Annotated in this window: 24 protein-coding genes; 3 read left to right on the top strand and 21 right to left on the bottom strand. The window is 65.1% G+C overall.

Annotated features, from left to right (window positions below; all coding sequences use genetic code 11):
* Positions 1 to 35: 35 nt before the first annotated feature.
* The 7 genes from iscA to AZSI13_RS03760 all read right to left on the bottom strand — a co-directional run bounded on the left by iscA (position 36) and on the right by AZSI13_RS03760 (position 5,459).
* Positions 36 to 359: an iron-sulfur cluster assembly protein IscA gene (gene iscA, locus AZSI13_RS03790; protein ID WP_109040027.1), complete on the bottom strand. Its 324-nt coding sequence runs from the start codon at positions 357 to 359 to the stop codon at positions 36 to 38.
* Between the two features lie 100 nt (positions 360 to 459).
* Positions 460 to 849: a Fe-S cluster assembly scaffold IscU gene (gene iscU, locus AZSI13_RS03785; protein ID WP_014237426.1), complete on the bottom strand. Its 390-nt coding sequence runs from the start codon at positions 847 to 849 to the stop codon at positions 460 to 462.
* A 24-nt stretch (positions 850 to 873) separates the two neighbouring features.
* Positions 874 to 2,082 (bottom strand): IscS subfamily cysteine desulfurase, encoded by a 1,209-nt coding sequence (locus AZSI13_RS03780; RefSeq protein WP_109039841.1) that lies wholly within the window; start codon positions 2,080 to 2,082, stop codon positions 874 to 876.
* Between the two features lie 41 nt (positions 2,083 to 2,123).
* Positions 2,124 to 3,281, bottom strand: coding sequence for a cysteine desulfurase family protein (locus AZSI13_RS03775; protein ID WP_109039840.1), 1,158 nt, complete (start codon positions 3,279 to 3,281; stop codon positions 2,124 to 2,126).
* A gap of 12 nt (positions 3,282 to 3,293) precedes the next feature.
* Complete coding sequence (gene iscR / locus AZSI13_RS03770) at positions 3,294 to 3,770, bottom strand: Fe-S cluster assembly transcriptional regulator IscR (protein ID WP_109039839.1); 477 nt, start codon at positions 3,768 to 3,770, stop codon at positions 3,294 to 3,296.
* Between the two features lie 59 nt (positions 3,771 to 3,829).
* Positions 3,830 to 4,585, bottom strand: coding sequence for a serine O-acetyltransferase (gene cysE / locus AZSI13_RS03765; protein ID WP_109039838.1), 756 nt, complete (start codon positions 4,583 to 4,585; stop codon positions 3,830 to 3,832).
* Positions 4,586 to 4,673: 88 nt separating this feature from the next.
* Positions 4,674 to 5,459, bottom strand: coding sequence for an RNA methyltransferase (locus tag AZSI13_RS03760; protein WP_109039837.1), 786 nt, complete (start codon positions 5,457 to 5,459; stop codon positions 4,674 to 4,676).
* A gap of 113 nt (positions 5,460 to 5,572) precedes the next feature.
* Here AZSI13_RS03760 and AZSI13_RS03755 point away from each other — a divergent pair, with 113 nt between their 5' ends.
* Positions 5,573 to 6,376 (top strand): inositol monophosphatase family protein, encoded by an 804-nt coding sequence (locus tag AZSI13_RS03755; RefSeq protein ID WP_109039836.1) that lies wholly within the window; start codon positions 5,573 to 5,575, stop codon positions 6,374 to 6,376.
* A 144-nt stretch (positions 6,377 to 6,520) separates the two neighbouring features.
* Here the strand turns inward: AZSI13_RS03755 and AZSI13_RS18145 are convergent, their stop codons facing one another.
* The 11 genes from AZSI13_RS18145 to AZSI13_RS03695 form a co-directional block, all read right to left on the bottom strand.
* The gene (locus AZSI13_RS18145) at positions 6,521 to 9,469 is read right to left on the bottom strand and encodes an EAL domain-containing protein (protein ID WP_165833289.1); all 2,949 of its coding nucleotides are present in this window, start codon (positions 9,467 to 9,469) and stop codon (positions 6,521 to 6,523) included.
* Positions 9,470 to 10,076: 607 nt separating this feature from the next.
* Positions 10,077 to 10,304, bottom strand: a complete 228-nt coding sequence (locus AZSI13_RS03740) for a glycine zipper 2TM domain-containing protein (protein WP_109040026.1) — start codon at positions 10,302 to 10,304, stop codon at positions 10,077 to 10,079.
* A 78-nt stretch (positions 10,305 to 10,382) separates the two neighbouring features.
* On the bottom strand, positions 10,383 to 11,033 hold the full coding sequence (locus AZSI13_RS03735; protein ID WP_109039833.1) for a glycine zipper 2TM domain-containing protein: 651 nt from the start codon (positions 11,031 to 11,033) through the stop codon (positions 10,383 to 10,385).
* Positions 11,034 to 11,065: 32 nt separating this feature from the next.
* The gene (locus tag AZSI13_RS03730; RefSeq protein WP_109039832.1) at positions 11,066 to 11,398 is read right to left on the bottom strand and encodes a hypothetical protein; all 333 of its coding nucleotides are present in this window, start codon (positions 11,396 to 11,398) and stop codon (positions 11,066 to 11,068) included.
* Between the two features lie 225 nt (positions 11,399 to 11,623).
* Positions 11,624 to 12,982 (bottom strand): sigma 54-interacting transcriptional regulator, encoded by a 1,359-nt coding sequence (locus AZSI13_RS03725; protein WP_109039831.1) that lies wholly within the window; start codon positions 12,980 to 12,982, stop codon positions 11,624 to 11,626.
* A 31-nt stretch (positions 12,983 to 13,013) separates the two neighbouring features.
* Entirely contained in the window at positions 13,014 to 13,541 is a 528-nt protein-coding gene (locus AZSI13_RS03720) for a hypothetical protein (RefSeq protein WP_109039830.1), read from the bottom strand.
* Positions 13,542 to 13,565: 24 nt separating this feature from the next.
* Positions 13,566 to 15,062: a HAMP domain-containing sensor histidine kinase gene (locus tag AZSI13_RS03715; RefSeq protein ID WP_109039829.1), complete on the bottom strand. Its 1,497-nt coding sequence runs from the start codon at positions 15,060 to 15,062 to the stop codon at positions 13,566 to 13,568.
* 164 nt (positions 15,063 to 15,226) lie between these two features.
* Positions 15,227 to 15,793, bottom strand: a complete 567-nt coding sequence (locus tag AZSI13_RS03710; protein ID WP_109039828.1) for a YceI family protein — start codon at positions 15,791 to 15,793, stop codon at positions 15,227 to 15,229.
* A 79-nt stretch (positions 15,794 to 15,872) separates the two neighbouring features.
* Positions 15,873 to 16,451, bottom strand: coding sequence for a YceI family protein (locus AZSI13_RS03705; RefSeq protein ID WP_109039827.1), 579 nt, complete (start codon positions 16,449 to 16,451; stop codon positions 15,873 to 15,875).
* A gap of 108 nt (positions 16,452 to 16,559) precedes the next feature.
* On the bottom strand, positions 16,560 to 17,093 hold the full coding sequence (locus tag AZSI13_RS03700; RefSeq protein ID WP_109039826.1) for a cytochrome b: 534 nt from the start codon (positions 17,091 to 17,093) through the stop codon (positions 16,560 to 16,562).
* Between the two features lie 13 nt (positions 17,094 to 17,106).
* Positions 17,107 to 17,931, bottom strand: coding sequence for a class III extradiol ring-cleavage dioxygenase (locus tag AZSI13_RS03695; protein ID WP_109039825.1), 825 nt, complete (start codon positions 17,929 to 17,931; stop codon positions 17,107 to 17,109).
* Positions 17,932 to 18,051: 120 nt separating this feature from the next.
* Between AZSI13_RS03695 and AZSI13_RS03690 the strand changes: the two genes are divergently transcribed.
* On the top strand, positions 18,052 to 18,951 hold the full coding sequence (locus AZSI13_RS03690; protein ID WP_109039824.1) for a LysR family transcriptional regulator: 900 nt from the start codon (positions 18,052 to 18,054) through the stop codon (positions 18,949 to 18,951).
* Between the two features lie 6 nt (positions 18,952 to 18,957).
* Here AZSI13_RS03690 and AZSI13_RS03685 read toward each other — a convergent pair whose 3' ends face one another.
* The 3 genes from AZSI13_RS03685 to AZSI13_RS03675 form a co-directional block, all read right to left on the bottom strand.
* The gene (locus tag AZSI13_RS03685) at positions 18,958 to 19,683 is read right to left on the bottom strand and encodes a hypothetical protein (protein ID WP_133247251.1); all 726 of its coding nucleotides are present in this window, start codon (positions 19,681 to 19,683) and stop codon (positions 18,958 to 18,960) included.
* 119 nt (positions 19,684 to 19,802) lie between these two features.
* Positions 19,803 to 20,177 (bottom strand): carboxymuconolactone decarboxylase family protein, encoded by a 375-nt coding sequence (locus AZSI13_RS03680; RefSeq protein WP_109039822.1) that lies wholly within the window; start codon positions 20,175 to 20,177, stop codon positions 19,803 to 19,805.
* The gene (locus AZSI13_RS03675; RefSeq protein WP_109039821.1) at positions 20,128 to 20,574 is read right to left on the bottom strand and encodes a MerR family transcriptional regulator; all 447 of its coding nucleotides are present in this window, start codon (positions 20,572 to 20,574) and stop codon (positions 20,128 to 20,130) included. The genes AZSI13_RS03680 and AZSI13_RS03675 overlap by 50 nt, the downstream gene beginning before the upstream one ends.
* A gap of 153 nt (positions 20,575 to 20,727) precedes the next feature.
* Between AZSI13_RS03675 and AZSI13_RS03670 the strand changes: the two genes are divergently transcribed.
* Positions 20,728 to 21,708, top strand: a complete 981-nt coding sequence (locus AZSI13_RS03670) for an MBL fold metallo-hydrolase (RefSeq protein WP_109039820.1) — start codon at positions 20,728 to 20,730, stop codon at positions 21,706 to 21,708.
* The last annotated feature ends 259 nt before the right edge of the window (positions 21,709 to 21,967 follow it).

Here is a 21,967-nt window from a genome sequence, read left to right as displayed (position 1 = left end):
CAGGCTGCAACGCCGCCCCAGCGAGCGAGAAAGAACTAGACTTTGAAGCTTTCGCCGCAGCCGCACTGATCCTTGATATTGGGGTTGTTGAACTTGAACCCCTCGTTCAGGCCTTCGCGGGCGTAATCCAGTTCGGTACCGTCCAGATAGGGCAGGCTCTTCGGGTCCACCAGCACCTTGACGCCGTGGCACTCGAAAATCTGATCGTCTTCCGCCAGCTCGTCGGCGAACTCCAGCTTGTAGGCCATGCCGGAGCAGCCGCTGGTGCGCACGCCCAGGCGCAGGCCGATGCCCTTGCCGCGTTTGGTGATGTAGTTGGCGACGTGCTTCGCCGCCTGCTCGGTCAGAGTTACCGCCATGATGTGTTCCCCTTGGAAAACAAAAGAATGAAGCTCATAGGGCTTGGCATTCAACCGGCCGGCAAGGTCAGCGGTGCCGGACGGCTGAATGGTGGCCCGATCAGTTGTCTCCGTGCTTCTTCTTGTAGTCGGCCACTGCGGCCTTGATGGCGTCTTCCGCCAGGATGGAGCAGTGAATCTTCACCGGCGGCAGGGCCAGCTCTTCGGCGATGTCGGTGTTCTTGATCTCCAGGGCCTGATCCAGGCTCTTGCCCTTGACCCATTCGGTCACCAGGCTGGAGGAGGCAATGGCGGAGCCACAGCCATAGGTCTTGAACTTGGCGTCTTCGATGACGCCTTCCTTGTTGACCTTGATCTGCAGCTTCATCACGTCGCCGCAAGCGGGAGCGCCCACCATGCCGGTGCCGACGCCGCCCTCTTCTTCCTTGGTGAAGGAACCGACGTTGCGGGGATTTTCGTAGTGGTCCAGGACCTTGACGCTGTATGCCATGACTAATACTCCTTTAATGCAGGTTCAGTGGGCAGCCCACTGGACGGTATTCAGATCGATGCCTTCCTTGAACATGTCCCAGAGGGGCGACAGTTCCCGCAGCTTGCCCACCTTGCTGTGCAGCAGTTTGACCACGTAATCCACCTCTTCCTCGGTGGTGAAGCGGCCGATGGAGAAGCGGATGGAACTGTGGGCCAGTTCGTCTTCACGCCCCAGGGCGCGCAGCACGTAGGAAGGTTCCAGGCTGGCGGAAGTACAGGCAGAACCGGAGGAAACCGCCACGTCCTTGATGGCCATCAACAGGGATTCCCCTTCCACGTAAGCAAAGCTCATGTTCAGGTTGTGGGCGACGCGCTGTTCCAGGTCCCCGTTAACGTAGACCGCTTCCATGTCGGAAAGTCCCTTCATCAGGCGATCCCGCAGGGCGGCGATGTGCTTATTTTCCTCGACCATTTCTTCCTTGGCCAGACGGAAGGCTTCGCCCATGCCGACGATCTGGTGGGTGGCCAGGGTGCCGGAGCGGAAACCGCGCTCATGGCCACCGCCGTGCATCTGGGCTTCGAGGCGGACGCGGGGCTTGCGGCGGATGTAGAGGGCGCCGATGCCCTTGGGGCCGTAGGTCTTGTGGGCGGAAAAGCTCATCAGATCCACCTTGAGCTTGTCCAGGTCGATCTCCACCTTGCCGGTGGCCTGGGCGGCGTCGACGTGGAAGATGATGCCCTTCTCGCGACAGATCTCGCCGATCTCGGCGATGGGCTGGATGACACCGATTTCGTTATTCACGAACATCACGGAAACCAGGACGGTATCAGGACGAATGGCGGCCTTGAAAGCCTCCAGGTCGATCAGGCCATTTTCCAGCACGTCCAGGTAGGTGGCGGAAAAGCCCTGACGCTCCATCTCCCGCACGGTATCCAGCACGGCCTTGTGCTCGGTCTTGACGGTGATGATGTGCTTGCCCTTGCCGGAGTAGAAATTGGCAGCACCCTTGATGGCCAGGTTGTTGGACTCGGTGGCACCGGAGGTCCACACGATTTCCTTCGGGTCGGCATTGACCAGGGCGGCGACCTGCTCCCGGGCCTCTTCCACCGCAGCTTCGGCTTCCCAGCCGTAGGCGTGGGAGCGGGAAGCGGGATTGCCGAACTTCTCCACCAGGTAGGGGATCATCTTCTCCGCCACGCGGGGATCCACCGGGGTGGTGGCCGAGTAATCAAGGTAGATGGGCAGTTTCATGTCACGTCGCTCCAAAAGGGATTGCACCGTATTTTTATCAACTACGACGCCATGGCCGTGAGGCTGGTCAGGCGTTCCAGCGTGCCTTTCAGCACACCGAGAAATTCATCAATCTGGGCCGCCGTGCTGGTGGCCCCAAGGCTCACCCGCACGGCGCCCCGCGCCAGCTCCGGTGCCACGCCCATGGCCATGAGGACCCGGGAAGGCTCCGGATTGGCCGAAGAGCAGGCCGCACCGCTGGCGACGGCAAAACCGGCCCGGTCCAGGTAACCCACCAGGGTTTCGCCATCCACACCGGGAAAGGCGAAGTAGCTGGTGTTGGGCAGGCGTTCCGCCGCGGCGCCGAAAATCCTGGCGCCCTGCTGTACCAGACCTGCTTCCAGTTGCTGTCGCAAATCTGCCAGCCGGCGTCGGTTTTCCTTCACGTTTTCGGCAGCTAACCCACAGGCGACACCGAATCCGACAATAGCCGGGACGTTTTCCGTACCGGAACGCAAGTTCCGTTCCTGTCCACCGCCGGCGATCAGGGCTTGCAGTTCCACCCGCTTGTCCAGCACCAGGGCGGCGGCACCCTTGGGGCCACCAATCTTGTGGCTGGATACGGTAAGGGCGTGAACGCCGGCGCTGTTGAGGGCGCGAAAATCCACCGGCAACTTGCCCAGGGCCTGCACCGCATCGCTGTGGAACCAAGCGCCGGTGGCGCGGGCCGCTTCAGCCAGGCCCGCCACATCCTGAAGGACGCCGGTTTCGTTGTTGGCCAGCATCACCGAAACGAGGGCCGGCTTCTTGCGCAGGGCGGTGACGAAGTCTTCACCATCCACCCGCCCGTCTTGGTCCACAGCCAGGGTGTGCAGTTCCCAACCCTGGCGAATTAATTGTTCGGCGGGCCGGACAATGCAGGGATGCTCCACCGCGGAGATCGCCAGAACGCCGGGCCGCCGGCTGGCTGCCACCCCCTTGAGGAAGAGGTTGTTGCTCTCGGAGCCGCCGCTGGTGAACACCACTTCCGTAGCATGGGCGCCAACGGCTTCGGCCACTTGCTGCCGTGCCTCATCCACCGCCCGCCGGGCTGCCCGACCATATTCGTGGCGACTCGATGCGTTGCCGTACTGTTCCCGCAAGAAGGGCAGCATGGCCTCCAGCACCGCCGGGTGCAGGGGAGTGGTGGCGTTGTGGTCGAAGTAGACCGGGGCAAACATGGCGATGCCGTCTCAGGCCCGAACCAGGATTTCCTTGACCCGGGGACGGGGACCGATGCGCTGGCCGGTAATGAGGGCGACCTTGTCCTGCTGCTTGGCCACCAGGTCGTGCAGGGTGACGGAGGCCAGGTATTCGTACATCTTGGCGTTGAGAGTGGCCCACAGGTCGTGGGTCATGCAGCGGTGTTCCTCGTGGCAGTTTTCCTTGCCACCGCATTGGGTGGCATCCAGAGGTTCATCCACGGCGCGGATGATGTCGGCCACGGTCACCTGCTCCAGGGGGCGGGCGATACAGTAGCCGCCGCCGGGTCCCCGCACACTCTCCACCAGATTGTGGCGACGCAGCTTGCCGAACAACTGCTCCAGATAGGAGAGGGAAATCTTCTGCCGCTCGCTGATGCCAGCCAGGGTAACTGGCCCTTCCCCGCCACGGATGGCAAGGTCGATCATGGCGGTCACGGCGAAACGTCCTTTGGTGGTCAAACGCATGGGAGGGCCTCCAGGTAATACCCGAGAATTTGAGTCAACTATACTGAAACCCGTAAATATTAGTCAACTATTTTGCTCAGGTATTTCGGGTCAAAACGGTCGGCCACGGCCAGCTCGTCTTCCACCCGAACGCCGGCCTGTTCCAGCTTGTGCAGCAAGGCTTCAATGCGGCGATCGGTCTCCACTGCATGGTCCAGCAGACCGTGGATAGCCTTGGCCAGAGGGTCGTCCTGGTTCTGCTGGGCCACGGCATAGGCGGAGAACCCCATCTTGACGGCCTTCTCTTCCCGCTTCTGTTCCTGCTCGCCCTGAATAATGCGGGCCGGGTTGCCCACGGCGGTGGCTCCGCCAGGCACATCCCGCACCACCACGGCGTTGGAGCCCACCTTGGCGCCAGCCCCCATGGTGATGGGGCCCAGCACCTTGGCACCAGCCCCGATAACCACGCCATTTTCCAGCGTGGGGTGGCGCTTGCCCTTGTTCCAGGAAGTGCCGCCCAGGGTCACGCCGTGGTAGAGGGTGACATCATCACCGATCACCGCGGTCTCGCCGATCACCACCCCCATGCCGTGGTCGATGAAAAACCGACGGCCGATGGTGGCCCCCGGATGGATTTCGATGCCGGTCAGGAAGCGGGAGAAATGGGCCAGGAAGCGGGCCAGCCAGCGCAGCCGGTGGCCCCACAGCCAGTGGGCCAGGCGGTGCAGGGTGACGGCATGGATGCCCGGATAACAGGTGAGCACCTCCAGCACGGACCGGGCCGCAGGATCGCGGTCGAATACCGAGTGGATGTCTTCACGCAGGCGGGCAAACATGGGGCAATACTCCTTGGATTTGTGGGGTTATCTTAAAATATCCCACTATTTTAATCAACTATTAGCCGATTTTGTGTAACGCCCGGCTTCACCGCTCCGGCTCGCCCGCCCGCCCCTTGGCACCAGGCAGGGGCGTCTCGGCGGCAGCGATGATGCCGCGCAGGATGTTGATTTCGTCCTTCTCCAGGCTCGCCCGGCCGAAAAGGCGACGCAGCTTGGGCATCAGGCGGCGGGGGCTGTTGGGGTTGAGGAAGCCGGTAGCTGTCATCAACCGTTCCAGGTGGGCGTAGAAGCCCTCCACTTCCTCATGGCTGGCCGGCGGCGTGGCAAAGGGGGTAGCCACGGAAGAGACGGGCGGCGCATCGGCGAAGGCAGCCTGGCGTAATTCGTAGCACAGCACCTGTACCGCCGCCCCCAGGTTGAGGGAGCTGTATTCGGGATTCACCGGAATGGTCACCAGGCGCTGGCAACGTTCCACCTCCGCATTGGTCAGGCCGGAAGTCTCGCCGCCGAAGACCAGGGCAATCTCGCCCTGCCCCGCCCATTGCAGCAATTCAGGCACCGCCTGGCGGGCCGACTGGGGGATGGGCCCCAGATCCCGCTGCCGGGCCGACAGGGCGGCGGCCAGAATGGTGCCTTCCAGGGCCTCGTCAAGGCCGGCGACGACACGGGCGTTTTCCAGTACGTCAGCAGCGCCGGAGGCCCGGGCGGTGGCCTCGGGATCAGGAAACTGCTTCGGATTGACCAGGGTCAGACGGGTCAGGCCCATGGTTTTCATGGCCCGGGCCGCTGCGCCGATATTGCCCGGGTGACTGGTGTTGCAGAGCACGACGCGTACGCGTCCCAGCGTCTCAATGGGGTTAGTCGGGTTCATGGTGTAAAATGCCGGTTTATCCAAATGCTTAGGGCAGTCACCAGGCGGGTCGTGTCTACAAGACAAGACCGGACGACCGGCAACTGCCCCTTCGAGTTCTTTACAAAAGCCATATGCATCCTACCCTGAACATCGCCGTCAAGGCTGCCCGTCGGGCCGGCCAGATCATCAACCGCGCGTCCAACGACGTGGACCTGCTCAAGGTGGTCGCCAAGCAACAAAGCGACTTCGTCACCGAAGTGGATCGGGCCGCCGAGGCCGCCATCATCGAGACCCTGCGGGAGGCTTATCCGAGCCACGGAATTCTAGCAGAGGAGAGCGGCGCCACCGTCGGGCGGGATGAGGAATACCAGTGGATCATCGATCCCCTGGATGGCACCACCAACTTCATCCACGGCTTTCCCCAGTACGCCATCTCCATCGCCCTGGCCCATCGCGGTCAGGTAACCCAGGCCGTGGTTTACGATCCCATCCGCAACGAGATGTTCACCGCCAGCAAGGGCGCCGGTGCTTTCCTCGACGATCGCCGCATCCGCGTCGGCAAGCGGGTGAAGCTGCAGGATGCCCTCATCGGCACCGGTTTCCCCTACCGCAGTTTTGACAACGTGGATGCCTACCTCGCCATCTTCAAGGAACTGACCCAGAGCTGCGCCGGCATTCGCCGTCCGGGCGCTGCCGCCCTGGATCTGGCCTGGGTGGCCTGCGGCCGTCTCGATGGCTTCTGGGAATTCGGCCTTTCCCCCTGGGATATGGCCGCCGGCACCCTGCTCATCACCGAGGCCGGTGGCCTGGCCACCGACCTGGCCGGCGAACCCGACTATCTGGACAGCGGCAACATCGTAGCCGGCAGCCCCCGTATCTTCGCCCAGCTGCTGCAGACCGTACAGAACTACAAAGGCAGCGCCCTGCCCCGCTAATTCCGGAACAGCAACGCCCCGGGTAGGCGCTCTCCGCCTGCCCTGCCGAAACGGCGCCGTCTTGCGGCGCCGTTTTGTTTTTCCCCCGAGCTTTTTCTTGCGGCCTTTTCCATCCACCGCTTCCATTCAGGCCCGGAGGGAAAATCAGGCACCAACGGTCAGGCTGCCCACCATGCGCTGAGGTGCATAGCTGGCCAGCCAGGCCTCGAATTCTGCCGCCGGCACCGGGCGGCTGAAGTAGTAGCCCTGGGCCACATCGCAACCCATGCCGTGGAGAATCTGCAACTCCGCCGGCCCCTCCACCCCTTCCGCCACCACCCGCAGCCCCAGGCTATGCCCCAGGGAGACCACGGCATGGACGATGGCCAGGTCAGCCGAGTCGTTCACGATGTTACGCACAAACGAAGCGTCGATCTTCAGCTTGTCCAGGGGAAAACGCTTGAGGTAGGAAAGGCTGGAATAACCGGTGCCAAAATCGTCAATGGACAGGCGCAGACCGGCCTGCTTCAGGCTGTCGAGCAGGGTTTCCACCTGCTCCGGGTCTTCCATGACGATGCTTTCAGTCAGTTCCAGTTCGATGCGCCCGGCAGGTAGGGGATGCTCGGCGAGAATATCCAGCAGGGTCTCGCGGAAGAGCTTCTGGCGGAACTGCAGGGCCGAGAGATTGACCGCCACCGGCACCGGCCGCAGGCCCCGGGCTGGCCAGGCCTCGTCCCACACCTGCTGCTGGCGGCAGGCTTCCCGCAGCACCCAGTCGCCGATCTCGAGAATGCAGCCAGTCTCCTCGGCCAGGGGGATGAAATCGGCGGGGGAAACAAAACCTTCCTCCCGCTGCCAGCGGATCAGGGCCTCGGCACCGATCACCCGACCCGAGCGGATCTCCACCTGGGGCTGGTAAAAGAGTACAAATTCATGGCGCGCCACGGCGCCCCGCAGCGCGTTCTCCAGGGCCAGGCGCTCCCCGGCCTTGGCATTCATTTCCCGGCGGAAAAACTGGTAGTTGTTACGGCCCCGTTCCTTGGCGTGGAACATGGCCGTATCCGCATTTTTGATCAGCCCCTCCGCATCCTCGCCATCGCTGGGAAAAAGGCTGATGCCGATGGAGGCGGTGACCCGCAGCTCTTGCCCGGCCACGCTGAAAGGCTGGGCCAGATGGGCCAGGATACCGTCGGCCACATGGCCCGCATCCTCGGCCTGGCGGATGCGGTGAAGCACGACGATGAATTCGTCGCCCCCCAGGCGGGCCACCGTATCCGATTCCCGTACCGCATCCTTGAGGCGCCGGGTGGCTTCCTTGATCAGTTCGTCCCCCACGGTGTGACCGAGGGAATCATTGATGGTCTTGAAGCGGTCCAGATCCACGAACAGCACCCCCACCTGGTGCCCATCCCGGGCCGCCACGGCTACCGCCATGGCCAGGCGGTCCTGCAGCAGCAGGCGGTTGGGCAGTTCGGTAAGGGAATCGTGCTGGGCCAGGAACTGGATGCGCTCCTGGGCCGCCTTGTGTTCCGTCAGATCGGAAAAGATGGCGATGTAGTTGGTCACCACGCCCGGCTCGTCGGCCACGGCGGTAATGGCCACCCACTGCGGATAGATGCGGCCATCCTTGGCCCGGTCCCACAGCTCGCCTTGCCAGTGGCCGTTGCTCCGCAGGGACTGCCACATGGCGCGGTAGAACTCGGCATCATGCCGGCCCGATTGCAGAAACTTCGGCGTCTGGCCCAGGGCCTCCTCGGGGGCGTAGCCGGTGATGGCAACGAAGGCTCGATTCACCAGCAGGATGCGGCTAGCCTCGTCGGTGACGAAAATGGCCTCCCGGCTCTGCTCCAGCACCTTGGCCCAGAGCCGCAGTTGTTCCTCGCGGCTGCGGATGGTGTCGGCCATGTCCTTGAGGGAAGAAAACAGCCGGGCGAATTCCCCCCGCCCCTCGGGCGCTCCGGGCAGTTGCTCGTAACGCCCTTCCTTCACCAGGTCGACGCTCTCCACCAGATTCACCACCGGCCGGGTGATAGCCCGGTTGGCCACCGCCAGGCCCATGGGAATGACCAGGGCAGCCGAGGCCAGAAGCACCAGCAGCAGCACCCGCAGGGTCTGGTGGATCTGCTTGTTGACCGCCTCCTTCTCCAACACCAGCACCGGGTAGGCGGTTTCGCCATCGGACAACGGCAGGGAAAGCAGCTTGAGAAAGTGGGCCGGCAGTTCCTGCCAGCCCTGGCGCAGGTCGTCCCCATCCGCCAGCAGCGGTGCCGAGCGGGTCAAATTCAGCCCCTGGAGTGCCGCCCCCGCCACCTCGCCCAGGGCATCACCGCCCTGAAAGAGAAGGCCGAAACGGATGGGGGTATAGCGGGCAATCTGGGTCAAAAATTCCTCCCCCAGCACCTGCCCCACCAGAATGCGGCCCACGGGGCGTTCCCGGCCCTCGCCCGGCTCCCGTTCGATTCCCTCCGCCCCGCGCTCCTCCCCCACGCCGTCAAGACGGAATACCGGCGCGCTGGCCAACAGCATCAGCCCCCGGGGAGTACGCACCAGGGTCATGGCCGGCAAGGCCTGGCGCCCCCGCTGGGCCATAAATTTGATCTCCTCCCCCACGGCCCCGGGGCGCCAGCGGCTGGGGTGAGAAGGGTCCTGCAGGCTGGGCACGGGCATTCCGGCGGCATCGAAAGCCAGCAAGCCCACGGCCACGCTGTTCCCGTCGGCACGGCCAAAGGCCACCAGCTGGCCCGCCCCGTCCAAGGCGGCCAGCAAGGCCTGCTGGGTGCTGCCCCCCCCACGGGCCAATTCCACGGCAATGCGTTTCTTCTCGCCATCCAGGGCGCGGGGGTTGCTGCCGGCCTGGCTGCCGCGGAGGGAAATCTGGTGGAGGGAATTTTGCAGCAGCTCGTCAGCCGCCAGCCGGTTGGCTGCCTGGACCAGCAGCCCCTGGCGGTTTTCCAGTTCCAGGCGCAGGGACCGCTGGGCCGCCGCAAAGACCTCCAGGGTTTCTTCCCGATGGAAACGTTCGACGCCGATGGAAAGCAGGGTGCCCACCACCGCCAGGACCGAAAAGATGGTCAGCAGCAGCAAGGTCAGCAGCTTGGCCTTTATGCTCGGCATCCAGCCCATGGATCAGCCCCGGATACCCGACGCCATGGGCCGGGCAAGGCAGCCAGCTGGGGCGAAACAGCAAGCCATCCAGGAAGAAATGCTGGTGGCAATCGTGAAGGTGATCGAGGAGGTGGTCGTGGTCGTCGTGGCGGCCATCGCTGCCGCCACCTCGGCAACAGCCCATTCCCCAGGACAGGACAGCTGCCGCGTACCCCAAAAAAGAGGTGGCCTCCCGGTAGTCAAAAAGACCGGGGCCAGGCATCTGACTGGAATTTTCCAAGACAACAGAGACATCCCTCATCCTGCCGGCGGGGGGAGCCGGTTATGTATTTGTGCTTGCGACAAATACTAGCACGGCCCTTTTTGGGGCTCCGTGCGGTAGGACACGCTCCCGGGACGGGAGCTTGGGGAGAAAACGGCGGAAGGAGCGGGAGTCGCCGGAGTGGCGGAAGCGGAGTGGTAAGTGGAAAAGTCAGGCAAGTAAGGAAACAGGAAACGATCGACCCAGGCGACAGGCAGTGGGCCGGCAGCAAGAGGCAGCCGCCGGCCCAGGGTCATCGCAGCCGGGAAATCAGCAAGGCGGCATCAGCTCGGTGCCTCGATGCCGCCCAGCTCTTTAGCGCCGCTTCGACAGTTCATTGCCCACCAGGCCACCGGCAGCAGCACCGGCCACGGTACCGGTGGTGCTGCCGCCGGTGAGGGCGGCACCCACCACGCCACCGACCACGGCGCCGGTGGCCACTCCCACCTGCTGGCGGGTCGGATTGCTGCTGCAGGCCCCCAGGGAAAGGCTCAGGCTAAGGGCCAGCAGGATGGCGGCCAAGGGGCGGAATATTGTTTTCATGATGTTCTCCTGATTGTGGATTGGGTCCATGGCGCTGCCATGGGGAGTGGATGATGGTCAGGCCGCAAGCCCCGGAACTCAGGGAATGGCGCTGACGTTGCCGTTGATCACCCGCACCTTGTCCCCGGCGGCCACAGAGGGCACGTGGGACTGGGAAATGGTGCGGTAGGCGCCGTCATCCATGCGTACGGTGATGCGGTAGGCGGTCTGGCGATTCATGTTCTTTTCGATGCTGTTGCCGGCATAGGCACCGCCGGCGGCACCGATCAGGGTCATGGCCGTGTTGCCGCCGCCCCGGCCGAACTGGTTGCCCACCAGGGCGCCGGTAACGCCCCCGGCCACGGCACCGATGCCGCTGGCGTTGCCTTCCAGTTGCACGGTACGCACGGTTTCCACCACGCCGCAGCTGGCGCAGGCCGCCTTGGCCTTGGCCGGTGTGGCGCCCCCCTGGCCGCTGCTCTTGCCGGAAGACTGGCTCGAAGCACCCTTCTCCGCCCCGGCGCGGTGGCTGGCGGGAGTGCCCACCGCCTCGGCGGCGATGGCCTCGCCCGCCGCTTCAGGCTGGGAAGAGGCCGTGGGGATGAGGCCGGTGATGGCGCCGATGCCCAGCAGGCTCAACACCGTCAAGGAGACCGCAGCCACCTTGAGCAGGGGATGCAAAGTCGTCGGCTGGCGGGAAAGATAGTGCCGGGGCAGCGGGGCCCGGGCGAAAGTAAAGGTGGGTTCCATGGCGGCTCCTTCCGTTGAACGGTGAGGCAGACTCAGTCGTGATGGTGATGATGGCGATGCTTGTAGTGGCCCAGGTGGCGGCCCCGGTCGTGGCGTTCCCGGTAGTAGTAGCGGTCATCGCCTCGATAGCCACCGTAGCCGCCGTAGCGCGGGCTGGAGGTGTTGAGGGAAACACCGGCAGCCGCCCCCAGGGCACCGCCCACGATGGCCCCATCGCGTCCGCCGACAGCCGAGCCGACGGCAGCACCGGCAGCACCGCCCAGGGCGCCGCCAATCACGGCATCGCCGTCGATACCGCCATGGGCCTGGGCCAGGCCGCTGGCCACCACTAGGGCGGCCGCGGCAGCAATCTGTCTGAGGTTCATTTTTCTTCTCCTGTGCAAAACGCCCGTCGTTGATGACGCGGCTTGACACCGTTATTGCAACGGCTGTGCCAGGAAAGAAATTTCTTTTGAATTCAATGCATTGAAGAAGAACTGCCACCGCGCGATCACGGCCTGCCTGTCGGGCTGGCCCGACAGGTTCCCCTTCAACAAATGCAATACATTGATTTAACGATGATTTCAGCTGTCGGGCCGGCCCGACGCCGATCAGGCCGGGTCAGCGCCACCCGGTTTGAACTGCCCGGGTTCCAGCTGATGGCGTTCCAGCAGCTTGTAGAACTCGGTGCGGTTGCGCTGGGCCAGGCGGGCTGCCTGGCTGACACTGCCCTCGGTGAGGCGCAACAGGCGCACCAGGTAATCCCGCTCGAAGGCCTTCTTGGCTTCATCCAGAGAGGTGAAGGCATTATCGCCGGAGCGCAGGGCCCCCTGGATCAGGGCCAGGGGCACCAGGCCGCCCCCCACGGGCGCCAGGGCCACGGCCTGCTCCACGGCGTTCTGCAATTGCCGCACGTTGCCCGGCCAGGGCGCAGTCACCAAAGCCTCCATGGCCTCGGGGGCGAAGGCCGTCACCGGCTTGCCGTAGCGGGCCGCGGTCTTCTGCAGGAAATGGTTAGCCAGCAGGGGAATGTCCTCCCGCCGCTCGGCCAGGGCCGGCAAGTGCAGGGAGACCACGTTGAGCCGGTAGTAAAGGTCCTCGCGGAACTGGCCGCCCTGCAGCAGTTCCTCCAGGTTGCGGTGGGTGGCCGAAACCACCCGCACATCCACCGGCACCGCCTGGGTGGCCCCCACGGGCCGCACCTGGCGCTCCTGCAGCACCCGCAGCAGCTTGGCCTGGAGGGCCAGGGGCATGTCGCCGATTTCGTCGAGGAAGACCGTGCCGCCATCCGCCTCAAGGAACAGGCCGGTGTGGTGGTAGGCGGCGCCGGTAAAGGCCCCCTTGCGGTGGCCGAACAGTTCGGATTCGAGCAGATGCTCGGGAATGGCGGCGCAATTGATGGCGACGAAGGGTTTGCCGGCCCGGGGACTGGCCCGGTGCACCGCCCGCGCCAGCAGCTCCTTGCCGGTACCGCTGGCCCCGGCGATGAAGACACTGGCCTCGGAGGCGGCGACCAGGCGGGCCCGCTCCAGCAGTTCCTGCATGGCCGGACTGGCGCCCACCAGTTCTGCTCGCCAGGGTTCCAGGGCAGCGCCCTGCCCCGCCGGCACGGAAAGGCGCAGGGCCTGCTCCACCTGCTCCAGCAGGGCCTTGCCGTCGAAGGGCTTGGTGAGGAAACCAAAGACACCGCGGCGTGTAGCATCCACCGCATCGGGAATGGTGCCGTGGGCGGTGAGCACGATCACCGGCAGGGTCGGCGCCCGGCGCTGGATCTCGTCAAACAGGGCAAGGCCGTCCATGGCCCCCATCTTCAGGTCGGTGATGACCAGCTGGGGCCGCTGGGCCTGGAACATCACCAGGGCCTGTTCGCCGCTGTCGGCGGTGCGCACCCGATGGCCGGCGGTGGCCAGGCGCATGGCCAGCAGCTTGAGGATGTCGGGATCGTCGTCCACCAACAGCAGTTCAGCCACAGACTCTCCTTGGCAGGGCGTGCCCCACCCCTCAGGGGCGGGTGGGCGGGGCGCTGCGGCGGCCCCGTTCGATGAGCTGGCGCTCGATGTTCTTCAGTTCGTCCAGCTGTTCCTTCAACTGCTGGGCGCGGCGGGCCTGCTTGAGGCGGTCATTGACTTGGCCCAGCAGCAGGGCGGCCAATTGGCTTGCCGGACTGCCCGGGCCGGCCTGGGCCGCCACGGGTTCCAGCACCTGCACCGCCCGGGCCTCGTCTTCCAGGTTGGGCAGCGGCAGGGCCAGCAGCGTTCCCAGGCGCAGGCGGTGAGTGAGGCTGCGTTCCCGGGTGAAGGCCTGCTGGGCGGCGGCCAGTTCCCGGCGCTGCTCCTCGGCGGAGGCTGTGGCGGTTTTCTGCGCCAGGGCCAGGGTATCGAGGACCAGACGGCTGTGATCGACGCGGCCATCGTCCACGCCGGAACCGGCGGGCACATGGCTACAGGCGGCCACGCCTAGCCCTAGGCCCAACACCAGCAAGCGCAGGAGCACACGGCGAATGGCAGCAGGGAAGAAGGTGTGGGTCATGGGATGGGGAGCGAGGCAGACGACTCAGGGTTCCAGGGGCAGTACCAGGCGGAAAGCGGCGCCAGGCGGGCCTTCGGCCAGCAGTTCGAGGCGGCCGCCATGGGCCTGGGCCAGTTCCCGGGCGATGGCCAGGCCCAGGCCGCTGCCGGCCACACCGGCCATGAGGGGGCGATTGCCGCCCTGGGCGAACCAGTCAAAGATGCGTTCCCGGTCGGCGGGGGCCACACCGGGCCCCTGGTCCCGCACTTCCAGCCAGGCCTGGCGGCCCCGGGCCTGCAAGGCGACGGCGATGATACCACCGGCAGGGGAATACTTGACCGCGTTGGAGAGCAGGTTATCGACCACCGTGGCGAGCTTGGCCCGATCGCCGGAAACCAATAGGGACGGGCATTCCAGGGCAAAACGCAGATCCCGGGCCTGGGCCGCCAGGGCATGGGCCTCCACCCCCTGGCGCAGCACTTCGGCCAGGTCCAGGGGCTGGCGCTGCAGGCGCCCCAGATCGTCCAGGGCGCGCTGGGCATTGAGCAGCCCTTCGATCATGCCCTGGAGCTGGCGACTCTTGCCCTGGAGGATGGCCACGATGTCCCGCTGCCCCTCGGAAAGGCTGCCGACGCTGCCGTCGGCCAGCAGCTCCGCCCCTTCCCGCAGGGCCGTAAGGGGAGTTTTCAGTTCGTGGGAGACATGGCGCAGAAAGCGAGCCTTCTGGGCCTCCAGGGCGTTCAGTTCCTGGCGCAACCATTCCAGGCGCTCCCCCAGGCGTTCAAGGTCCGCCGGGCCGTGCACGGCCACCGGGGCCTGGAAATCGCCGCCTCCCAGGCGGCTCACGGCGGCCTCCAGCTCCCGCACCGGACGGGCAATGAGGGCCGCGGCCAGGGCAAAGACCCCCGCCCCCAGCAGCAGCATGGCCAGCAGTTGCTTCCACAGGCGCTGTTCCGCCTCCCCGGCGAGCTGGCCAAGGCGCGCCATTTCCCGGTCGGTCAGGGCATCGCTGATGCGTTGCACGCCCCGGGCCAGTTCCGAGAGGTCGGCGTAATCCCGGGCCAGGGTTGTCTTGCCGCCAGACATGGCCGGCAGGCGCTCGTGCAGGGCGGCTTCGGTATCGATGGTGCGGTTGAGCTCGGTGAGCTGGGCTTCGTCCAGGGGCAGTAGGGAAAGCTCGCTGGAGGTGGCCTTGAAGCCGCTGCGCAGGGTGTCGTAATCCGCCAGCAGGCCGGCGTCCCCCAGCACCAGATACTGGCGGGCGGCCCGTTCTAGGGCCACGGTCTGCTCCAGCAACTGGCGGCTGGCCCGGGCCGCCTGAGCCGTCTGGCCCACCGCCTGGCGGCTCTGCTGCACCAGCAGATCCACCTCCAGGGCGGTCTGCACCAGAGCGATCACCAGGGGCAAGGCCGCCGCCCCGAACGCCAGCAGCAGCAGCTTGAGGAAAGAGCGGGGATAGAGGCGGGCGCTCAGGAGAGAGGACAAGCGGGCAAGCACGGGGCGCAGGGAAATGACTGTAAGGGCCGCAGCCGGAATGCCCATTCTAAACAATCCCCACGCCCATCGAGAAAAAGCCCGCCCAGCGCCAAGGCGCGGGGCGGGCGGTGGCCGACGATAGCGGCCCGGAATGAAGCCGCCGGGCCGCTGCCGCAGGCCCTGCGGAGCGAGAGAAATCGCCGAACCCCGCACAAAGCGCGGGGTAGCGATTACTCCTTGATGGCTTCCACGGCGATGGTCAGGGTTACTTCGTCGCCCACGTAGGGGGCGTACTTGCCGGCGTTGAACTCGCTGCGCTTGATCACGGCGGTGGCGTTGGCGCCGCAGGCATCCTTCTTCAGCATCGGGTGGGGCATGCACTGGAAGGAGGTGATGGCCAGGGTGACGGGCTTGGTGACGCCCTTGATGGTCAGGTTGCCCTCCACCGACACCACCTTGTCGCCGTCAAAATTCACCTTGGTGGATTTGTAGGTGGCGGTGGGGTACTTGGCGGTATCCAGAAAGTCTTCGCCCTGGATGTGCTCGTTGAACAGGGCGGAGCCGGTATTGACGGACTTCATGTCGATGGCCACGTCCACGCTGCCGGTCTTGGCGGCCTTGTCGATGACGATCTTGCCGCTGGTCTTGTCGAAGCGGGAGAGCTGGGTGGAGTAGCCGAAGTGGCTGTAGGAGAAGCGCGGATAGGTGTGGCTACCGTCCATCACATAGGTTTCGGGGGCAGCGGCGGCGGCAAAGGAAGCGGCGGTCAGGGCGACGGCGACGAGTTGCTTGATCATGGTGAATCTCCTGTTGAGGTTTCTGATTTTTACGCGTTTGCGCTTTGGGGTTGGGGTTGGGGTGTTGCTGGGGTGCGGCTTACTTCTTGGCCGCGGCAGCGGGGGCTGCCACGACGTGGAACTTGATCTGGATTTCATTGGCCACGGTGCCGAAATCGGCCCACATGCCTTCACCGATGGCGAAATCGGCCCGCTTCAGGGTGAAGGTGCCGTCGAAGACGCCATTGGCCCCGTCCTGCTTGAAGGTGAAGGGGGCGGTGGCATCCTGGGTCTTGCCCTTGATGGTCAGCTTGCCCGCCACTTCGAAGCGGTTGTTGCCCAGGGCCTTGACGCCGCTGGAAACGAAGGTGGCCTTGGGGAAAGCCTTGGTGTTGAACCACAGCTTGCCGGCTACCTCGTCGTTGGCCTCCTGGGAACCGGCGTCGATGCTGGCCAGGTCGATTTCCAGAGTGGCCTTGGCGGCCTGGGGCTTGGCCGGGTCGAAGGCGATGCTGGCGGCGGTCTTCTTGAACTTGCCGTCGATGGGCACGTTCATCTGCTTGTAGGTGAAGGCCACCTGGGTCTTCTCCACCTGCACGGTGCCATATTCCACGGCCTGGGCCGGCAGGGCGATGAAGGCGGCAGCCAGGGCTGCGGCGCTGAGGGTTTGCTTGATCATGTGGGGATCTCCGTCGGGGTAGGAAAAGTGGCAGCGGCGAAAGGTGGCGGCGGCGAAAATTTGGGCCGGGGCCGGATGATGGGTTGAGTGGCTGACTGGTTTGGCGGCTTAGCGACCCGGCAACATGCGCCGCAGGGTGTCGTCCTTGTCGATGAAGTGGTGCTTCACGGCAGCGGCGGCGTGGGCGGCCACCAGGGCGATCATGAAGAAGTTGAGGCCCATGTGGGCGGTCTTCAGCAGCTCGCCCAGTTCCGGGTTCTTGCCGATGAGGTCGGGAATGGGCAGCACGCCGAAGTAGACGGTCTGGAAGCCCTTGGCGGAACTCATCAGCCAGCCGGAAAGGGGAATGGCCAGCATCAGCAGGTAGAGCAGGTGATGTACGCCCTCCGCCGCTGCCTTCTGCCAGGCCGGCATGGCCACCGGGGCCGGCGGCTGGTGGGTAATGCGCCAGGCCAGGCGGGCCAGAAGCAGCAGGAACAGGGTGACGCCGGCCCACTTGTGCCAGGAGTAGATCTGCAACTTCTGGGGCGACAGGGGTAGGTCGTGCATGTAGATGCCCACGGCAAAGGTGCCGATCATGCCAAGGGCCATCAGCCAGTGCAGGGCCCGGGCGGTGGGGGTGTAGCGGGAGGTCTGGCGCATTTTTTTCTCCTTGTCAGACGGTGGCGGTTTCGCGGGCAGCGGCGGCAGGAAGGGCGGCAAAGCCGGTCTGGCCGAACAGGTAGGCATCCATGCCGATGACGCCGTAGACGATGCCGCCGTCCAGACGTTGCACCTGATGGCCGTCGTCGCCGGCAGCACCAAGGGCGATCAACAGGGGCTGCAGGTGCTCGTCCGTCGGATGGGCCCGCTGGGCATGGGGCGCGCGGCGACGCAGGTCCAGCAGTGCCTCGGTGTCACCGGCGGCCAGGGTCTGCGCCACCCACTCCATGAATTCCCGGGCGTAGGCGGCCTCGCCACTGCCCAGGCGAAAATCGTGCAGGTTGTGGGTGATGCTGCCGGAAGCCAGCACCAGGATGCCGGCCTGGCGCAGGGGCGCCAGGGCGCGGCCCAGGGCCAGCAGCACCGGGTAGGAAGAGGTCATGGGCAGGGACAGCTGCACCACCGGCACGTCGGCCTTTGGATACAGGTGCATCAGGGGCACCCAGGCACCATGGTCCAGCCCCCGGTGGGGATTGCTGCGGGCGGGAAAGCCGGCCTGGGCCAGGGCTTCCACCACTTCCGCCGCCACCGCGGGGGAACCTGCCGCCGGATATTCCAGGCGGTAGAGGGCTTCGGGAAAGCCACCGAAGTCGTGGATGGTTTGCGGCTGGGGGCTGGTGGCCACCTCCAGGCCGGCGGTGATCCAGTGGGGAGAAATCACCACCACGGCCCGGGGCTTGGGCAGTTCCCGGCCGAGGGCCGTCAGGCGGGCACCGATCTCCCCCGGCTCGAGGGCGAAGGTGGGGGCACCGTGGGAAATGAACAGGCTGGGCAGCATGGCGATGGTCCTTCACAAATCCGGGAGCCCGATGGCTCCGCGATGGAATGCACTTTATTAGACCGACGCTTGTAGATAAATATAGAATCGAATGACTAACTGTTTCGAAAAGTGGAACAAATGGATCGATTCCGCGAAATGGAAGCCTTCGTTGCCGTGGTGGATACGGGCAGCTTCGTCAAGGCAGCGGACCTGCTGGGCAGTTCCAAGGCGGCGGTTTCCCGCCTGGTGCAGGACCTGGAAAGCCGCCTCGGCGCCCGCTTGCTGCACCGAACCACCCGCCGTCTTTCCCTCACCGAGGCCGGCCAGCTCTACCTGGAGCGCAGCCGCCAGATTCTCGAGGAACTGGAAGACGCCGACAGCGCCGTGGGCCTCACCTCGGCCCAGGCCGTGGGGCGGCTCAAGGTGAATGCCCCCCTCTCCTTCGGCGTGCAGCATCTGGCCCCGCTCTGGGGCGCCTTCCTGGCCACCCACCCGGAGGTAATGCTGGATGTGAGCCTCAACGACCGGGTGGTGGATCTGGTGGAAGAAGGCTTCGACCTGGCGGTGCGCATCACCCGCATGCCCGATTCCTCCCTGGTTTCCCGCCGGCTGGCCAGCACCCGCATCCTGCTCTGCGCCTCGCCCCAATATCTGGCCGCCCACGGCGCCCCCCGCAGCCTGGCCGACCTGACCGACCACCAGTTCATCGGCTACAGCTATTCCCCCACCGGCGACACCCTGGAACTCCAGGGCCCGACGGGCCTGGAAAGCGTCAACCTGAAACCCCGCTTCCACGCCAACAACGGCGACACCTGCCGGGCCGCCGCCCTGGACCACCAGGGCATCGTCTTCCAACCCAACTTTCTCGTTTATCAGGATTTGGCCGCCGGTCGCCTGGTGCCCATCCTGAGCCAATACCAGCCCCGGGAACTGGGCATCTACGCGGTGTATCCCTCGCGCAAGCACCTTTCCGGCAAGGTGCGGGCCCTGGTCAATTTCCTCGCTACGGCCTTTGAACAGGCACCGTGGGAGAACTAGCCCGATTCAGCTACGGGAAATCTGCCCCAAAAAGGGCAGCATACGGATTAGGAACAGCAGCAGTGGCACGGCAATGGCCAGTACCAAGACCACCCGCGCCACCTTGCCCCAAACCGGTCGGGCCGTATTGTCACTGCAACGCCAGACCAGGACCGTCACGCTCAGGAGCAAGGTCCACAGCAAGCCGATGGTCATGGGCAACATGAACATGGACAGTAGCAGCTGAGTCTTTCCGTCCAGGTTCCCAATGAGAACCTGGGTGGAAAGGCCGGCGAGGAAGGGTTCTGGAACATAGACAAGCCAGAAGGCCTTCCACAACGGCAGGCGCCCCAGCAGCAAGTCAGCCACGAAGCCGCTTCTGGTGTTCGTCGTCTCCGCTTCCCCAGACTGCGTTGGCCGGCGCATTTCCCGCAACAGCAGCAGCAGGGACAGGCCACTCGAGAGCAAAAGCAGGGACAGGCCCCAGACTGCCAGGGTGATTCCGCTCTGGCGGAAATCAACCGCTGCATTCAGCAAAGCGAGCGCCAACTGTCGCAAGATGCCAACATCGCTCAACTGCGCGATATCGGCCGCCATGCCATCATCCATGACCGCGGTGCCCGCCAGGGAAAGCACCCAATAGAGGAAAAAGGCGGCCAGGCCGGTAAAAAAGGACCAGGTATTGAGCAGCAACAAGGCGACGCGAACGGACGGATCAAAGGGGCGGCAAAACATCATCCGATTCCATGACATGAGCAATTCCGGCACCCTACCCCAACCGCCTGCGCTGCGGCAAGGCGGGGAACCGAAGAGAATCCGCGCCCCTCGCCCATCACCATCTCATGGCACCTCCCCTATGGCGGCCCCCGCCCTCACCCAGCTTCGGCAAACACCTCCTTGGCGGCAAACAGGCCATTGAGGGCGGCCGGGAAGCCAGCATAGACGGCCATCTGCATGATGGTTTCCACCACCTCTTCCCGACTCACACCGACGTTGAGGGCGCCGTGGATATGCACCTTCAACTGCGGCGTGGCATTGCCCAGGGCCGTCAGGGCGGCCACCACGGCGATCTCCCTGGAGCGCAGGTCCAGGCCCGGGCGGCTGTAGATGTCCCCGAAGGGGAATTCAATCAGGTAGCGGGCGAAATCCGGGGCGATGTCGGCCAGGCTGGCCACCACCTTTTCCCCGGCCTGGCCGTCAATTTCCTTGAGTTTTTCCAGACCTCGGGCATATCGATCGTTTTGCATGGTTGGCTCCTTTTGCCTTGGATGTAGGGCATGAAGCCTCCAGCTGACGGTAGTGGTCGATCTTGTCGGCCAGCACCGTTGCCGTCTCCTCCAGTTGGCGGATGTTCTGCCGCAGGCCATCCAGGTGGGCTTGCAGCAAGGCCCGGCGGGCGCCGGCCGTGGCCTCGCCCTGGCGGCGCAGTTCGGCAAACGCCTGCATCTGCCGCACCGGCATACCGGTACTGCGCAGGCGCAGCAGGAAGGCCAGCCAGGCCATGTCATCCGGCACATAGCGGCGCTGGCCCCCCGGCCCCCGGGGCACCGCGCCGATGAGGCCGATGCGCTCGTAGTAGCGCAGGGTGTCGGGGCTCAGGCCGGTGCTGGCGGCGGCCTCCTGGATGGAGAGATAAGGCTTCATGGCAGGCATCCTAAAAGCTGGAGCGCACTCCAGGTCAAGGGTGAAAACAAGGTTCAAAAGGAGAAGCGGCTGCCCTTGCGACCAGCCCCGTGTCATAGGCTACACTCCCCTCCTTCTCCCATCACTCCGAACCCATAACAGGAGAGCTTCCCCATGCGACTGCGCCGTTCCGTATTTGCCGTATTCACCGCCCTTTCCGCCGCCAGCCTGTTCCTGCCGCCCCTGGCCCAGGCGGAAGCACCCCAGGTACAGACCCAGGTGCCCGGCTACTACCGCACCCAACTGGGCGACTTCGAAGTGACCGCCCTCTTCGACGGCGCCATTCAGCTGGAAACCAAGCTGCTGAAGAATGCCCAGCCCCAGGACCTGAACGCCCTGCTGGCCCGCATGTTCGTCGGCAACCCGAAAATGCAGACGGCGGTGAATGCCTACCTGATCAACACCGGCAAGCACCTGGTGCTGGTGGATACCGGCGCTGCCAAGCTCTTCGGCCCCACCCTGGGCAACATCGCCGCCAACCTGAAGGCCGCCGGCTACAGCCTGGAGCAGGTGGATACGGTGGTGCTGACCCACCTGCACGCCGACCACATGGGCGGCCTCAACGACGCCAACGGCCAGCCCATCTTCCCCAAGGCCAAGGTCTACGCCGCCCAGGCCGACCACGACTTCTGGCTCTCCGAAAAGGTGGCCGCCGCCGCGCCGGAAGGCATGCAGCCCTTCTTCAAGCTCTCCCGGGAAAGCGCTGCGCCCTACATCGCCAAGGGCCAGTGGGCCACCTTCGCCCCCAACAGCGAAGTGGTGCCCGGCATCAAGGCGGTGCAGGCCCACGGCCACACCCCGGGCCACACCGCTTTTGCCGTGGAATCCGCCGGCCAGAAGCTGATCATCTGGGGCGACCTGGTGCACGCCCACGCCGTGCAGTTCGCCAAGCCCGGCGTGTCCATCGAATTCGATGTGGACCAGAAGCAGGCCATCGCCACCCGCAAGGCCCTGATGAAGGAAGCTGCTGCCAGCAAGGTGCTGGTGGCCGGCATGCACCTGCCCTTCCCCGGCATCGGCCACGTGCGCGCCGAAGGCAAGGGCAGCTACGCCTGGGTGCCGGTGGAGTTCAGCCCCCTGCCCGCCAAGCCCTGATACGGCATCGGGCACATTCCCAAACAAAGGCAGCGGCCTGAGCCGCTGCCTTTGTCATTGCTTGGGCATATTCCACAGACGTAGCACCCACAGAGAGGTGAGGCCGTAGTTGATGCTCACCCTGCTCCCCTTGTCACCACCCTCCGTGGCACCTTTTCCCCACACCCTTGCACGGGGGGACAAAAGTCCGCTTAGAATCCCCCTCGGTCCGGGAAACAAGCTCCCGTAGGCTACGGTTGCCGCCTGGCGCGGCGCCGTC

Source organism: Azospira sp. I13, assembly GCF_003112695.1.
Taxonomy (GTDB): domain Bacteria; phylum Pseudomonadota; class Gammaproteobacteria; order Burkholderiales; family Rhodocyclaceae; genus Azospira.
This window is presented reverse-complemented; position numbering and strand designations above follow the sequence as displayed.